Below are 13,750 nucleotides of genomic sequence, written 5' to 3' on the forward strand. Positions count from 1 at the left end.
GTCTGAGCGCCTGGACCAGCGCTCTATCGGCGCCGGAACCAGAGCACGACGCCCAGGAAGACGACGCCGGTCAGAATGGGCGACCACGACATCAGCAGCTCCAGCCAGGTCGATTTGCGGATGCCCGACCAGACCTCGACCTGCACGCGGTCGATGCGCAGGTTGCGCGACGATTCGAAGTCCAGCGACGGGGCCGCCTTGCGGTCCTCCTTGAAGCTCACGCCCTTGGAGGCCCCCACCATGGACACCGGCTGGCCCGCGCGGGCGCCCTTGTGCACCAACTCGGGCAAAAACGAGATGGGCGAGGGGCCGTCGAACTGCAGGCCGGTCTGCCAGCGCGAGCCGGCGTCGCCATCGGCCAGCGCCACGCCCGAGACCTTGACGACGATGGTGAAGGGGTTCTTGCTGGTGGGCAGCGACAGCTCGTCGCCGCGCCATCTTTCGGTGTCGGCGTAGATGCCCTTGCCCTTGTCACCCGGCTTTTGCGCCTGCTTTTCCTGGAAGCGCTGGAACTTCGCCAGTGTCTCGGGCGACAGGTCGTAAATTTTCTCCAGCGTCTTGCCATAGGCGCCGGCTTCGTCCTTGGCCTGCGCGGAAGGCTGGGCGACCGCCAGCATCAGAAAAGCGACGGCAGCCCATCGCCACACGCTGCCCGGATGGGTGGCGCAAATCACGGTACGCATCTGAAACTCCCCTGCTTGTGCTGTTGTCGTTCGTTGTGCACGCAGCCGGCGTGCGCCGCGCAGCACGGAGTGTAGGAGACAATGCGCGTCCTTTTCACTGCCCGCCAAACGCCTCCTGCCCCATGCCCCTGCCTGCTGCTGCCCTGCTCTGCCTCGTGGTCGCCATCAGCGACGGCGACACCCCCACTGCACGCTGCGGCACGCCGGGGGCCTACCAGCAGGTGAAGGTGCGGGTGGCAGCCATCGATGCGCCCGAGCGCAAGCAGGCCTTTGGCCAGAAGGCGCGGCAGCACCTGGCGCAGATGTGCTTCAAACGCCAGGCGACGCTGCAGCCCATCGAGGAGGACAGCTATGGCCGCACAGTAGCCAACGTGCGCTGCGGCGGCACCGACGTGGCCACTGCGCAGGTGACGGCGGGCCTGGCCTGGGTGTACACGCCGTATGCCGAGCGGCACCCGCACCTGGCGCCGCTGCAGCGCCAGGCGCGCGCCCAGGGCGAAGGGCTGTGGGCACAGAAGCGCCCGCTGGCGCCATGGGACTACCGGCATCGTCACCCCAGGCCCTATGGCAATTCCTAACGCAGCAGCGCCAGCACCCCCGCCGGCAACTGGTTGGCCTGCGCCACCATGGCCGAGCCGGCCTGCTGCAGGATCTGCTGGCGTGCCAGCGTGGCGGTTTCCACGGCAAAGTCGGCATCGAGGATGCGCGAGCGGCTGGCCGAGAGGTTCTCGCTGCTGTTCTGCAGATTGGCCATGGCCGATTCCAGGCGCGAGGACTGGGCGCCGATCACGGCGCGCTGGCTGTTGACGTAGTCGAGCGCACGGTCCACCGCGACAATGGCCTGGGCCGGTGAGCGGGTCACGTCGAGAGTGCTGCGCAGCCCCAGCGCCGACAGGCCCATGGCGCCCACGCGCGTCTCCATGGTCTGGTTGGCGTTGGCGCCGATCTGGAACACCTTGCTGCCGGTGGAGCCGCCCGACTTGCCGATGGTCTCGAACGCCTCGGTGAAGCCCGTGAGCACATCGGTGCCCGAGCGGCTGCCGCTGTTGGGCACGGTGCTGGTGGCGGTCTTCTCATCGCCGTTGTCCACGTCCAGCCCGCCGATGGCGCCGGTGTCGGCGTTGTTCAGGTCGAAGCCGCCGATGAAGGCCGCGCCATTGGCAGCGAACTGCGTCTTGAAGTCGGCAGCGCTGGCGAACTGGCCCTGCGAGGCATTGGCCAGCGCCTGGTCGAGCGTGGAGCCGGGGTTTGAGCTCAGGTACGTCAGCACGTCCTTCACGCCCGCGCCGCCCGCGCCCTTGATGCGGCTGTGCATGTAGCGCACGGCCGAGTAGCTCGACGAGTAGAACTCGCTGGTGTTCGTGGGGCCGTTGATGGCGGCCACCACGGCGGGCAGGCCGACGTTGGCGATGTCGCCCTTGACGCGCTCTTCCGCGCCCTGGATGAACTCGGCCGTGCCCTCGGCAAACCACAGGTTGCTGCCGGTGATGTCCTGCCAGTTGGTGGCGCGGGCCATCACGGCGTGCACCATCTCGTGCGCGATGATGCGGTCGTTGTAGTACGGGGCATTGCCGCCGTCGGGCAGGTTGGGCGGCACGAAGTCGGCCATGTCCACCTGCAGAGTCAGGTTGGTGCCACGCCCCTGGCCGTCAAAGCCCGTGGCCTGCACATAGGCGGCCACGCCACCCGCATTGTCGGTAAAACCGGTGAAGCGTATCGCCAATGCCGCCCCGTCGGCGCTGATGCCGTAGAGCTTGCTGATGAGCTGCTCGCTGCTCTCCAGCCAACTGCCCACGCTGGTCATGCCGTCGAACACGGCCAGTTGGTCCGCATCGCCCACCACGCTGGCCTGGCTGGGGTCGAACACGTTCATGCCGTTGAACTGCGCGGTGGCGGCCGTGCGGTCTATTTCGGAGGCCAGTTGCGATATTTCGGCCTGGATGGCCTGGCGGTCGCCAGCGCTGTAGGTGCCGTTGGCCGCCTGCACCGACAGCTCGCGGATGCGCTGCAGGCTGGCCGTGACGTTGGTGAGTGCGCCTTCGGCCGTCTGCAGCATGGAAATGCCGTCGTTGGCATTGCGCACCGCCTGGTTCAGCCCGCGGATCTGGCTGGTGAAGCGCTCGGAAATAGCCAGGCCTGCCGCATCGTCCCGGGCGCTGTTGATGCGCAGGCCCGAGGACAGCCGCTCGATGGACGTCGCCAGCGCGCCCTGCCCCGCACCCAGGCGGCGCTGCGCGTTCAGCGAAATCACATTGGTGTTGATGCTCAACGCCATGGCATGCCCGAAGAAGAACTCCTGACCGACTGAACAGGTAGGGCTGCGCACGCGCCGCCGCTGCCGGGGCTGGCCGCATGCCGGCCCCTTCTTTTTCGGTTATCGGCGGATGTAACAGGAACTTTCGGAAATACTGGTTTGCCCGCCGGTCAGGCAGCCTTCAGCAGCCCCGGTGCGAAGCCGGTAGCATCAAGCCCCCGGTACAAACCCTGATCGACTGGCCTGGCTCCGGCCCGGCGCAGCGTTCCCCGGCCCGCTTTCCCCGCGCCTGCCCATTTTTCGCACCTCCCGTGTCGCCACCATCCCCGAACTCCCACCCGCACCCGGCGGGCCAGCCCGCCCCCAGCGTCTACCGGCACACCGGCTTTCTGGCCTTTCTAACCGCCCGCCTGATCGCCGTGTTCGCCACCCAGGTGCAGGCCGTGGTGGTGGCCTGGCAGGTGTATGACCTGACGCGCGAGCCGCTGGCCCTGGCCTACGTGGGCCTGGCGCAGTTTCTGCCCATGCTGTGCCTGCTGCTGCCGGCGGGTGATCTGATTGATCGCTTTGACCGCCGGCGTATCCTGGCCATCAGCTGGGCCGTGGGCGCCGTCTGCAGCGCACTGCTGTGGTGGCTGTCGGGGCATGGTGCCACGGGGGTCACGGGCATCTATGCGGTGCTGGTGCTGTTCGGCTGCGCACGCGCGTTTTCGGGCCCGGCCATGCAGAGCCTGCTGCCGCAGGTCGTGCCGCGCGAGCAACTGGCCCAGGCGATTGCGGCCAACAGCATGCTGATGCGCGCAGCCAGCATCGGCGGCCCGCTGCTGGGCGGCATGCTGTACGCCGTGGGTGGCGGCGAGCTGACCTATGCGCTGTGCTTTGTGTGCTTTGCGCTGGGCGCGGCTCTGCTGGCGCGCGTGGCGGTGGCCTACGCCACGCCCCCCTCAGCGGCGCAGGGCACCATGTGGCAGCGCTTTGGCGCGGGCATTGTATTCATCCGCTCGCGGCCCATCATCCTGGGCACCATTTCGCTGGACCTGTTCGCCGTGCTGCTGGGCGGCGTGGTGGCCTTGCTGCCCATCTACGCGCACGAGGTGCTGCACGTGGGCCCTGCGGGCCTGGGCGCACTGCGCAGTGCCATGGCCGTGGGCGAGGTGGGCGCCGGGCTGTACCTGAGCATGCGGCCCTTCAACCGCAAGGTGGGGCAGACCATGTTCATCGCCGTGGCCATCTTCGGCGCGGCCAACCTGGTGTTCGCACTGTCCACGCTGTTCTGGCTGTCGTTCGCGGCGCTGCTGGTGGCCGGCGCTGCCGACATGGTGAGCGTGTACATCCGCGGCGCGCTGGTGCAGTTCTCCACGCCCGACGAGATGCGCGGGCGCGTGAATGCGGTGAACATGCTGTTCATCGGCTCGTCCAATGAGCTCGGGGAGTTCCGCGCCGGCACCAGCGCCGCCTGGCTGGGCGTGGTGCCTGCTGCCGTGCTGGGCGGCATCTGCACGCTGGGCGTGGTGGGCGCGTGGACGCTGGGCTTCAAGCAGCTGCGCACGGTGGACAAGTTCGAGGAAGCCGCCAAGGCACGCTGAGCCTGCGCGCGGCAGGGCCGGCACAACTACTCACAACCTGCGGGGCTTTTGTTTCGCCCGCGTAAAACCCGCCGCAGGCCCTTGCCTTGGCCCTGCGGCAGGCGCAGCATGGTGCCCTTGCCCCCCCATCGGTGGGGCTGATGGATGCCTGCACCATGCTCCTGCAAGACCTTGCCCCACCCTCCCCGATCAACCGCCGCCAATGGCTGGCGCTGGCAGCCCTTGGCGCCTCTGCCAATGCGGTGCCGGCCTGGGCCACATCCACCGCCGCACCGGCGGACCTGCCCGGCGAGGCCCTGCCCGCCCGCCTGATGGACCGCATCACCTGGGGCTGCACGGCCCAGGGCGCACGGGCGCTGGCCGGCATGGGTCGGGAGGCATGGCTGGCCGCCCAGCTGCGCGGCCCCGCCAGCGCGCCGCTGCCACCCGAAGCGCAGGCGCAGATGGATGCAATGGCCATCACCAAGACCCCGTTCGAGGCCCTGGCCATGCAGATGGAAGCGCGCCAGCGCGAGGCCCGCGCGCTGCCCACCGAGGATGAGCGCAAGGCGGCCCTGGAGGCCTGGCAGAAGGACATGCGCAACCTGCAGCGCGAGGCCAGCCAGCGCTTCGTGCTGCGCGCGCTGTACTCGCCCGCCCAGTTGCGCGAGAAGATGACCTGGTTCTGGATGAACCACTTCAGCGTGTTCGCCGGCAAGGCCGACCTGCGCGCCAGCGTGGGCGACTACGAGGAGCGCGCCATACGCCCGCACGCGCTGGGCCGCTTCCGCGACCTGCTGGGCGCCGCCACGCGCCACCCGGCCATGCTGCGTTATCTGGACAACGCGCAGAACGCCGCCGGCCGCATCAACGAGAACCATGCGCGCGAGCTGATGGAGCTGCACACCCTGGGCGTGGGCGGCGGCTACAGCCAGCAGGATGTGCAGGAGCTGGCACGTGTGCTCACCGGTGTCGGTGTCAGCATGCGCCCGCTGGACAGCGAGCCCCCGCGCACGAAGCCCGCGCTGCGTGCCCACTACGTGCGCCAGGGCCTGTTCGAATTCAATCCCCAGCGCCACGACTGGGAGGCCAAGACGCTGCTGGGCGAGCCCCTCCGCGCCCAGGGCCTGGCCGAGCTGGACGAGGCCCTGGACCGCCTGGCCCGGCACAGCGCCACGACCCGCTTCATCACGCGCAAGATGGCCGTCTACCTGGTGGGCGATGCGCCCCCGCCCGAGCTGCTCGACACCCTGGCCCGCACCTTCGAGCGCACCGATGGCGACATCGCCGCCGTGCTGGCCGAGCTGTTCCAGTCGAGCGCCTTCCAGGCATCGCTGGGCCAGCGCTTTCGCGACCCGGTGCAGTACCTGCTGGCCGGTGCGCGCCTGGTGCATGGCGAGCAGCAGGTGCTGGCGAGCACTGATCCCCTGCTCAACTGGCTGCAGCGCCTGGCCGAGCCGCTGTATGGCCGCGCCACGCCGGACGGCTATCCGCTGGATACCGCGACCTGGTCGGGCTCGGGCCAGATGAGCACGCGCTTCGAGGCGGCGCGTGTGCTGGGTGCCGGGGCCCTGGCACCACCCGACGCGCAGGGCAAGCGCCCGCCGCTACCAGCGCTTTCGCAAACGCCTTACCTGCAGCAGATCGACGCCACGCTGGCACCTGCCACGCGCGCCGCCCTGGTGCAAGCCACGTCGCCGCGCGAATGGAACCTTTTGTTCCTCTCTTCACCCGAATTCATGCACGGCTGAAAGGACTCCCCATGCTGCGAAGACACTGCCTGCAGGCCCTGGGCGCAAGCGCCCTGGGCCTGGCCACCGCATCGGCCCAGGTGGCCGCTGCCCCGCGCGCGGGCGATGCACGCCTGCTGCTGGTGTTTTTGCGCGGTGGTTACGACTGCGCGAGCCTGCTGGTGCCCACGAGCAGCAGCTTTTATTACGAAAGCCGGCCCAACATCGCCATTGCCCGCCCCGGGGAGGACGGCGGTGCTTTGGAGCTGACCAGCGACTGGGGCCTGCACCCGGTGCTGGCGCCTTCGCTGCTGCAGCTGTACCAGCGGCGCGAACTGGCCTTCGTGCCCTTTGCCGGCACGGACGACCTCTCGCGCAGCCATTTCGACACGCAGGACAGCATCGAGCTGGGCCAGCCCCTGGGTGGGCGGCGCGACTATGGCTCGGGCTTTCTGAACCGGCTGGCTGCCGAGCTCGGCGCCAAGCGCAACACCGCAGCCCCCATGGCCTTCACCAGCACCCTGCCCCTGGTGCTGCGCGGCACGGTGGACGTGCCCAACACGGCGCTGGCCGCTGCAGCAGGCAAAGCCGGCGTGGACGAACGCCAGGCCGGGCTCATCGACATGATGTACCGCAGCACGGCGCTGGCCGGCCCCGTGGCCGAGGGCTTTGCCACACAGGCCGAGGTGGTGCGCAGCATGCAAGGCGAGATGGACGCCGCCAGCCGCAATGCACTGAGCACCAAGGGCTTCGAGGGCACGGCCCGGCGCATGGCGCGGCTCATGCAGACACGCTACCACCTGGGCTTTGTCGACGTGGGTGGGTGGGACACGCATGTGGGCCAGGGCAATGCCACAGGTGCGCTGGCCAACCGCTTCGAGGAACTGGGCCGGGGCCTGGCCGGCTTTGCCGACGAGATGGGCACCACGGCCTGGAAGAACACCGTGGTGGTGGTGGTCAGCGAGTTCGGCCGCACCTTCCGCGAAAACGGCAACCGCGGCACGGACCACGGCCACGGCACCGTGTTCTGGGTGCTGGGCGGCGGCGTTGCGGGCGGGCGCATCGCGGGCGAGCAGCAGGCGCTGAGCGCCGCCACGCTGTTCCAGAACCGCGACCACCCCGTGCTCAACGACTACCGCGCCGTGCTCGGCGGCCTGTTCGGCCGCATGTATGGGCTCAATGCGACGGCACTGGCCCGGGTGTTCCCGGGTGCGCGCGCCGGCGATCTGAAGCTTGTCTGAGTCGACCGGGCACGTCAGGCGTTCAAGACGCCGCTGAGCAATTCAGGCAGGCGCTCGGTCTTCATCTTGAAGCCGCAGGCCTGCGCATGGCCGCCCCCGCCCATGCTTTCGGCCAGGGCGATGCAGTCGAAGTTGCGCTGCGAGCGCAGCCCCGCCTTCACGCCCTTGGCACCGGCGCTCCACATCAGGGCAAAGGTGCCGGTCTTGGCCGAGAGCATGTCGCCCACCAGGCTGTGGAACATGCCGGGGGCATTGACCATCAGCCCCTCGATGCCGTTGAACACCAGGGGCTGGGCGCCCTCGGCGATGTCGGCGCAGAGCTTTCGGTACTTCTCGTCCATGGCCGCGCCGCGCGCCATGAAGCGCTCCAATTGCTCGGGAGTGAAGCCGGCGATCTCCTGCCAGCGCTCGAAACTCTGGGTTTCCATGTCCAGCGCCGACAGGAAGGCCGCGCTTTCGGGGAACTCCCATTTCCAGATGTCGCGGTCTTCCACATACTGCAGCAGCGCGGGAACGGGTTTGTGGGGGTGGAAAAACTCCCAGGCCAGGCGCGCGCCCGACTTGTCCATGTCGAAGTGCACGACGCCGCAGCGGCAGGCAAAACCGGTGAGCTTTTCGGCCGCGCTCTTGTGGTGGTCGAGCATCACCAGGCGTGCCGCGCGCTCGTCGATGGCCGAGAGGATCTCGGCCGAGAACGAAAAGTCCAGGATGTAGACCGAGCGGCCATCGAGCGCGGGCAGGTCGTCCACCGACTGCACATCGCCATGGTCCAGGCCCACGTATTCGGCCTTGTCGCCGTAGTACAGCCAGGCCGCCAGCGCGGCGCCAAAACCGTCCGGGCAGTTGCGGCCGTGGTAGAGCACCAGGGGCGAGGGGTCGTTCAGATCGGGGGCAACCAGCAGTTGCAGGGGAAGAATCGATTTTTTCATCATTGCCGCCGATTGTCGCGCGCCTGCGTGACGGCGGGAACCAATACATTGCAGACGGGCTCGATAGGGTATGGTGTTTCGCATTCCATCCCCCTCGCTCTCCACCTTCTTTGGCCGGCCCATGTTCCAGACCCTCAAAGAACTGTTCGACAGTTTCACCGCCCCCTTTTCGCCTGAGGCCACCCCTTCAGAGCGCGCCCATTCCGTGCAGTTGGCGGCTGCCGTGCTGCTGGTGGAGGTGGTGCGCGCAGACGCCTCCATGGACGCCGCAGAACGCGATGCCATGGTCCACGCATTGCGCGAACGTTTCTCGCTCACCGACGACGAGATCGACCGCTTGCTGGAACTGGCCGTGGACACGGCCAAGACCGCCTACGACTACCAGCGCTTCACCGGCAACCTCAACGACCACTTCACCCAGGAGCAGAAGGTGCTGCTGGTCGAGGCCATGTGGCAGGTGGCCTATGCCGATGCGCGCCTCGATGAAAACGAGATGCACGCCATCGGCAAGGTGGCTGGCCTGCTGCATGTGACGCATGGCGAATACATCGCCGCGAAGATGAGGGCCAAGGAAGCTGCGGCCCTCCCTTGACCCGCGCTACACCGGCAACCAGCGCCACCAGAAGGGTGTCTTCACTTCGCGCGCGCCGCGCTCTTGCAGCAACTGCACGAACTCCGTGCGGCCATGGCGCCTGGCGGCCTGCAGCGGCGTCATGCCATCGAACTCCGAGCGCAGCTGCGGGTCGGCGCCGTTGTCGAGCAGGTAATGCGCAATGGCACCATGCCCGTGGATGAGTGCGGCCACCAACGGCGTGCACAGGATCTCGGGGTGCTGGTAGTTGGGGTTCACGCCCGCGCTGATGTGGTGGCGCACCAGCGCCAGGTCGCCTGCCACGGCGGCGGCATACATGTCTTTCCAATCGCCTGCGGACATGAAGGGGGTCTCCTTGGTTGCAGATCAGCGTGGCTTGCCGTACCTGGCTGCGTACTCGGCAGCCAGCTTGCGCGCAGCCACCTGCCCCTTGGCATCGAGGATGCTCAGCAGCTGCGCCCGGTTTTTGATGGCCTGGGGCTCGCCAGCACTGGCCGGCATGTCGATCCAGGCAAAGGCCTGCACATAGTCCTGCGGCACGCCATGGCCCTGGGCGAAGAGCAGGCCGTATTCGTTCTGCGCGGCCAGCGAGCCGGCCTCGGCCGCCTTGCGGTACCACAGCGCCGCCTTCTCGTGGCTCTGGGGCACTCCGGCGCCCTTGCGGTAGGACTGGCCCAGGTTGAACTGCGCCTGCACGTCGCCCTTCTCGGCGGCCAGCGTGGCGTAGTGCTCTGCACGCTGCATGTCCTGCGGCACGCCATCGCCCTTGGAGTACATCAGGCCCAGGTTGGCCATGGAGGGCGTGTAGCCTGCCTGCGCCGCCTCGGTGAACAGCGCGACCGCCTTCTTCAGGTCCTTGCCCACGCCCTGGCCGGTGTAGTAGAGGCTGGCCAGCATGTGCTTGCCGGCAGCATCACCCGCATTCGCCGCGGCGCTGAATTCCTTGAAGGCGGTGGCGTAGTCGCCCTTGCCATGGGCGGCGATGCCGTCGTTCACAGCAGCGTGGGCAATGGCAGGCAGTGACATGGCGGCTCCCAGGGTCAAGGCGGCAGCAATGGCGCGCATCATCATCGGCGTGGGCTCCTTCGGCAAAGAGGGATCAAGAGTTGGCCGCATTCTGGCATGCCCGGCCGAAAGTGTCCGCTCGGCACAGGCTCTGGCCAGGCCGCCCCAAAAATCACCCGCCTTGCGCCATCTGGTGGATGGTCTGCGCCAGCCTATCCGGGCACGAGAAGTAGGCCGAATGGCTCGCATCGAGCGAGGCCACACTGGCGCAGGGCGAGGCGGCCTGCATCTGCCGCTGCAGTGCAATCGTCACGGCCCGGTCCTGCGTGAGCTCGATGTAGTGCCGACGCACCCGGCCATAGCGCTCGGGGGTCAGCTTCAGGCGCGTGAGCGCGGGCAGCGCGGGCTCGGGCGTCAGCAGCGCGCTCGCCAGGGCCACATCGGCATCTGAGCAGTCGGCATACAGCGTTTCGCGGTAGGCCTCGGGTGCCAGGCTGTCGGTGAGCGTGGCCCGGTGGATGCGCAGGTGCCTGCGCACCAGCGAATCGCGGTCCTGGCGGAAGAAGTCGGCCACGCGCTCGCCGCTCTGGAGCATGTAGGCCGCCAGGTAGGCCACGCCCGCCACTTTGCCGGGTCGCACCCTCTCGGCCACGGTGGAGGCGACTATGCCGCCACGGCTGTGCGCAACGATGAAAACCGGCCCATCGAGCGCATCGACCAGCCGGCACACACGCCGCGCCATGTCGGCGAGCGTGGTGCGCCCGCGCGCCAGCCGCCAGTGGCGGCCATGGGCCGGCAGGTCGGGCACGTGCACGCTGTGCCCTGCCGCTTGCAGGTGCGGCACGACCTTGTGCCAGCACCAGGCGCCGTGCCAACTGCCGTGAAGGAGAACAATATTCATGGTGTTCAAGGGCTTTTTGCAAGCCGAAAGTGGTGAAATCAGCCCGCACGATACGGAGCCACGCCCAGCACGGCTCGCCATTTGCGGACCTGCGAATGCCCCGCACCCTGCCCCATAGCGCCATCTTTCTTGCCCCATCCCCTCACCATGAACCCGCTCCATATCCTCTGGCGCGACGAACACCTCGTCGCCGTCTACAAGCCTGCGGGCTGGCTGGTGCACCGCACGGGGCTCGATGCGGGCGAGACGCGCTTCGTGATGCAGACCCTGCGCGACCAGTTGGGCCAGCATGTGTACCCGGTGCATCGGCTGGACAAGGGCACCTGCGGCGTGCTGGTGATGGCGCTGCACAGCGATGCAGCACGCGCCCTGTCGCAGGCTTTCGAGCACCATGCCACGCACAAGCGCTACCTGGCCATGGTGCGCGGCTTTGCCCCGGCGGCGGTGGAGGTGGACCACGCCCTCAAGCCCGACGACGCCCCGGCCGACGCGCCGGTGCAGGAGGCGCACACGCGCTTTCGCACCCTGGCGCAGCTGACCCTGCCCGAGGCCAGCGACCCGCGCTTTGCCAGCACCCGCGCCTCGCTGGTCGAGGCCGTGCCCACCACCGGCCGGCGCCACCAGATCCGCCGGCACCTCAAGCACCTGGCCCACCCCATCATCGGCGACGCCACGCATGGCAAGGGCCCGCTGAACCGCTGGTGGGCCGAGCGCCTGGGACTGCAACGGCTGTGGCTGCATGCCTGGCAACTGCAGGTGCCGCACCCGGTGACGCGCGAAGCGCTGGTGTTCGACAGCGGGCTCAGGCTGGAGGCAGGCGATGGCATCCAACAGGCCGACCCCACCGCCGACTGGCAGCGCCTGCTGGCAGAGCGCCCCTGGTCCATGGTCCCGTAACGCGGGCGACATGCAGCGGGCGGCGGGCCCCGAATAATGGGTTTTCCCAAGAACAACGGAGACCGCACCCATGACCACCCCGACCACCGGCAACAACCGCGTCCTCGCCCACACGGGCGCACGCTATCCCATCATCCAGGCCCCCATGGGCTGGATCGCGCGCACGCCGCTGGCCTCGGCCGTCTCGCGCGCCGGCGGGCTGGGCATCATCGAGACCTCGTCCGGCGAAACGGCCAACTGCCAGGCCGAGATCACCAAGATGCGCGCCCTCGGCCTGCCCTTTGGCGTGAACCTGCCCATCCGCTTCTTGAAGGACGACGCCATGCTGCGCTTTGTCTGCGCATCGGGCGTGCGCTTCGTCACCACTTCGGCAGGCAGCCCGGCCAAGTTCATTGCCCCGCTCAAGGACGCGGGCATCACCGTCTACCACGCCGTGCCCACGCTGGAGGCCGCGCTCAAGTGCGTGGATGCAGGCATCGACGGGCTGGTGGTAGAAGGCGGCGAAGGCGGCGGCTTCAAGAACCCTGAGGAAGTCTCGACCCTGGTGCTGCTGCAGGCCATCCGCGCACGGGTGGACGTGCCGCTGGTCGCCGCCGGCGGCATCTGCGACGGGCGCGGCATGGCCGCAGCCTTCGCCCTGGGCGCCGAGGCGGTGCAGATGGGCACGCGCTTCGTGAGCTGCGCCGAAAGCCCGGTGCACGCCAACTACAAGAACGCCATCGTGGGCGCCAGCACCACCGGCACCTGGATGCTCAACACCCGCGCCAGCCCCTGCATCCGCGCGCTCAAGTCCGAGCGCACTGCGGCGATCCACGAAGCCGGGCTGATGCCCGCCGACAGCTTCGAAGGCATACAGCGCGTGTACTTTGGCGGCGACATGGAGGCTGCGCCTGCGCTGGCGGGGCAGACGGCGGGGCTGATCGATTCCGTCAAAACGGCGCAGCAGATCATTGACGATACGGTGGCGGAGTTCTTTGCCATCACCACGCGGCTGGGTGCACTGGGCGCGGCGCGTTCCTTCGGTTGATGGGTGGTGGGTGGTTGGCCCACAATGGCCCGGTGAACCGCACTTCCAAAGGACCATTGCCATGCCCACCCTTTGCAGACACGCCAGCACACGCCCGTACCGCCTGCCCCCAGGGGCGGGCCTGTTGCTGCTGGCTGCAGCGCTGCTCACAGGCTGCGGCACACCCGCCGCAAACACCAACACCAACACCAACACCAACACCAACACAAACACCAACACAAACACCAGCCCCGGGCCGGCCAGCGCCGAGCGGGCGCACCTGCCGCTGCTGCGCGGCTGGTTCGACGGCAAGGAGGTGCTGTACGTGACCACCGACGCATCCGACGCCGAGGTGGCGCGCGAGCACCTGGCCAACCACGTGCCCCAGCTCGCCCATGCGCTGGCCGATGTGCCCAGCGCTGCGGGCGGCAGCCGGCGCCCTGGCGCCACGTCGCGCGTGTACGGCAGCACCAACTTCCGCCAGCCCAGCGTGTTCGCTTCGGCCCCGGAGCCCGTGGGCCATGCCAACCGCAGCGCGGCTTACAGCCCGCTGTGGCAGTTGGTGAAGGTCACCTGGCGCGACCCTGCGCAGGCGGGCGTGCTGCGGTCGGAGGAGGAGGTGCTGGATGCTGCCGAAAAGGGTTTTGTGGTGCTGGAGGTGACGCGGGTGGTGCTCAACTGTCCTATCGTTCATCGTGGGGAGTTGGGGGTGTTGCCGGGGGTGACGGTGGATGGGCGCACGCCGTGAGCGAACGGTTTGACCTGTGCTTCGGTGTTCGGCCTTCATTGTTGCTGCGGCGCGTGAGGTAAGGGCGGAGGCCGGGTCTCGGCCCGGCGGCCGAGGCACTTGTTCTTTGCGTCGCCAAAGAAAAGTGCCCAAAAGAAAGGCGACCCCGCTGCCCGTGTCCCCCTCGCCGGAGGCGAGGGGGCAGCCTGCGATGCTCGGT

At 68.4% G+C, this 13,750-nt stretch carries 14 protein-coding genes; 8 read left to right on the forward strand and 6 right to left on the reverse strand.

The annotated features are described in order from the left end of the window. Nucleotides 1-23 precede the first annotated feature (23 nt). Nucleotides 24-683, reverse strand: coding sequence for a hypothetical protein (locus QYL93_RS30540; RefSeq protein WP_305747193.1), 660 nt, complete (start codon nt 681-683; stop codon nt 24-26). A 122-nt stretch (nt 684-805) separates the two neighbouring features. Here QYL93_RS30540 and QYL93_RS30545 point away from each other — a divergent pair, with 122 nt between their 5' ends. Continuing rightward, on the forward strand, nt 806-1,261 hold the full coding sequence (locus QYL93_RS30545; RefSeq protein ID WP_305747194.1) for a thermonuclease family protein: 456 nt from the start codon (nt 806-808) through the stop codon (nt 1,259-1,261). Here QYL93_RS30545 and QYL93_RS30550 read toward each other — a convergent pair. Further along, nucleotides 1,258-2,958, reverse strand: a complete 1,701-nt coding sequence (locus QYL93_RS30550) for a flagellinolysin (RefSeq protein WP_305747195.1) — start codon at nt 2,956-2,958, stop codon at nt 1,258-1,260. The two genes, QYL93_RS30545 and QYL93_RS30550, sit on opposite strands and share 4 nt — an antisense overlap. 290 nt (nt 2,959-3,248) lie before the next feature. Between QYL93_RS30550 and QYL93_RS30555 the strand changes: the two genes are divergently transcribed. The 3 genes from QYL93_RS30555 to QYL93_RS30565 all read left to right on the forward strand — a co-directional run bounded on the left by QYL93_RS30555 (nt 3,249) and on the right by QYL93_RS30565 (nt 7,473). Next, nucleotides 3,249-4,523, forward strand: coding sequence for an MFS transporter (locus QYL93_RS30555; RefSeq protein ID WP_305747196.1), 1,275 nt, complete (start codon nt 3,249-3,251; stop codon nt 4,521-4,523). Nucleotides 4,524-4,678: 155 nt separating this feature from the next. Further along, nucleotides 4,679-6,253, forward strand: coding sequence for a DUF1800 domain-containing protein (locus QYL93_RS30560; protein WP_305747197.1), 1,575 nt, complete (start codon nt 4,679-4,681; stop codon nt 6,251-6,253). A gap of 11 nt (nt 6,254-6,264) precedes the next feature. Continuing rightward, a complete protein-coding gene (locus tag QYL93_RS30565; protein ID WP_305747198.1) occupies nt 6,265-7,473 on the forward strand; it encodes a DUF1501 domain-containing protein in 1,209 nt (402 codons plus the stop codon). A gap of 14 nt (nt 7,474-7,487) precedes the next feature. Here QYL93_RS30565 and QYL93_RS30570 read toward each other — a convergent pair whose 3' ends face one another. After that, entirely contained in the window at nt 7,488-8,405 is a 918-nt protein-coding gene (locus tag QYL93_RS30570; RefSeq protein WP_305747199.1) for a DHH family phosphoesterase, read from the reverse strand. Nucleotides 8,406-8,523: 118 nt separating this feature from the next. Here QYL93_RS30570 and QYL93_RS30575 point away from each other — a divergent pair, with 118 nt between their 5' ends. Continuing rightward, nucleotides 8,524-8,994, forward strand: coding sequence for a TerB family tellurite resistance protein (locus QYL93_RS30575; RefSeq protein ID WP_305747206.1), 471 nt, complete (start codon nt 8,524-8,526; stop codon nt 8,992-8,994). Between the two features lie 6 nt (nt 8,995-9,000). On the opposite strand, the gene QYL93_RS30580 is transcribed toward QYL93_RS30575, so the two are convergent. The 3 genes from QYL93_RS30580 to QYL93_RS30590 all read right to left on the reverse strand — a co-directional run bounded on the left by QYL93_RS30580 (nt 9,001) and on the right by QYL93_RS30590 (nt 10,900). After that, nucleotides 9,001-9,336 (reverse strand): ankyrin repeat domain-containing protein, encoded by a 336-nt coding sequence (locus tag QYL93_RS30580; protein ID WP_305747200.1) that lies wholly within the window; start codon nt 9,334-9,336, stop codon nt 9,001-9,003. Nucleotides 9,337-9,360: 24 nt separating this feature from the next. Continuing rightward, nucleotides 9,361-10,020, reverse strand: coding sequence for a tetratricopeptide repeat protein (locus tag QYL93_RS30585; protein WP_305747201.1), 660 nt, complete (start codon nt 10,018-10,020; stop codon nt 9,361-9,363). A 151-nt stretch (nt 10,021-10,171) separates the two neighbouring features. After that, nucleotides 10,172-10,900: an alpha/beta fold hydrolase gene (locus QYL93_RS30590; protein WP_305747202.1), complete on the reverse strand. Its 729-nt coding sequence runs from the start codon at nt 10,898-10,900 to the stop codon at nt 10,172-10,174. Nucleotides 10,901-11,047: 147 nt separating this feature from the next. On the opposite strand from QYL93_RS30590, the gene QYL93_RS30595 reads away from it, so the two are divergent. The 3 genes from QYL93_RS30595 (at nt 11,048) to QYL93_RS30605 (ending at nt 13,551) form a co-directional block, all read left to right on the forward strand. After that, a complete protein-coding gene (locus QYL93_RS30595) occupies nt 11,048-11,797 on the forward strand; it encodes a pseudouridine synthase (protein WP_305747203.1) in 750 nt (249 codons plus the stop codon). Between the two features lie 70 nt (nt 11,798-11,867). Further along, the gene (locus QYL93_RS30600; protein ID WP_305747204.1) at nt 11,868-12,824 is read left to right on the forward strand and encodes a nitronate monooxygenase family protein; all 957 of its coding nucleotides are present in this window, start codon (nt 11,868-11,870) and stop codon (nt 12,822-12,824) included. A gap of 61 nt (nt 12,825-12,885) precedes the next feature. Next, nucleotides 12,886-13,551 (forward strand): hypothetical protein, encoded by a 666-nt coding sequence (locus QYL93_RS30605; protein ID WP_305747205.1) that lies wholly within the window; start codon nt 12,886-12,888, stop codon nt 13,549-13,551. The last annotated feature ends 199 nt before the right edge of the window (nt 13,552-13,750 follow it).

Origin of the sequence: Acidovorax sp. A1169 (genome assembly GCF_030704685.1) — a bacterium.
Lineage (GTDB): Bacteria > Pseudomonadota > Gammaproteobacteria > Burkholderiales > Burkholderiaceae_C > Acidovorax.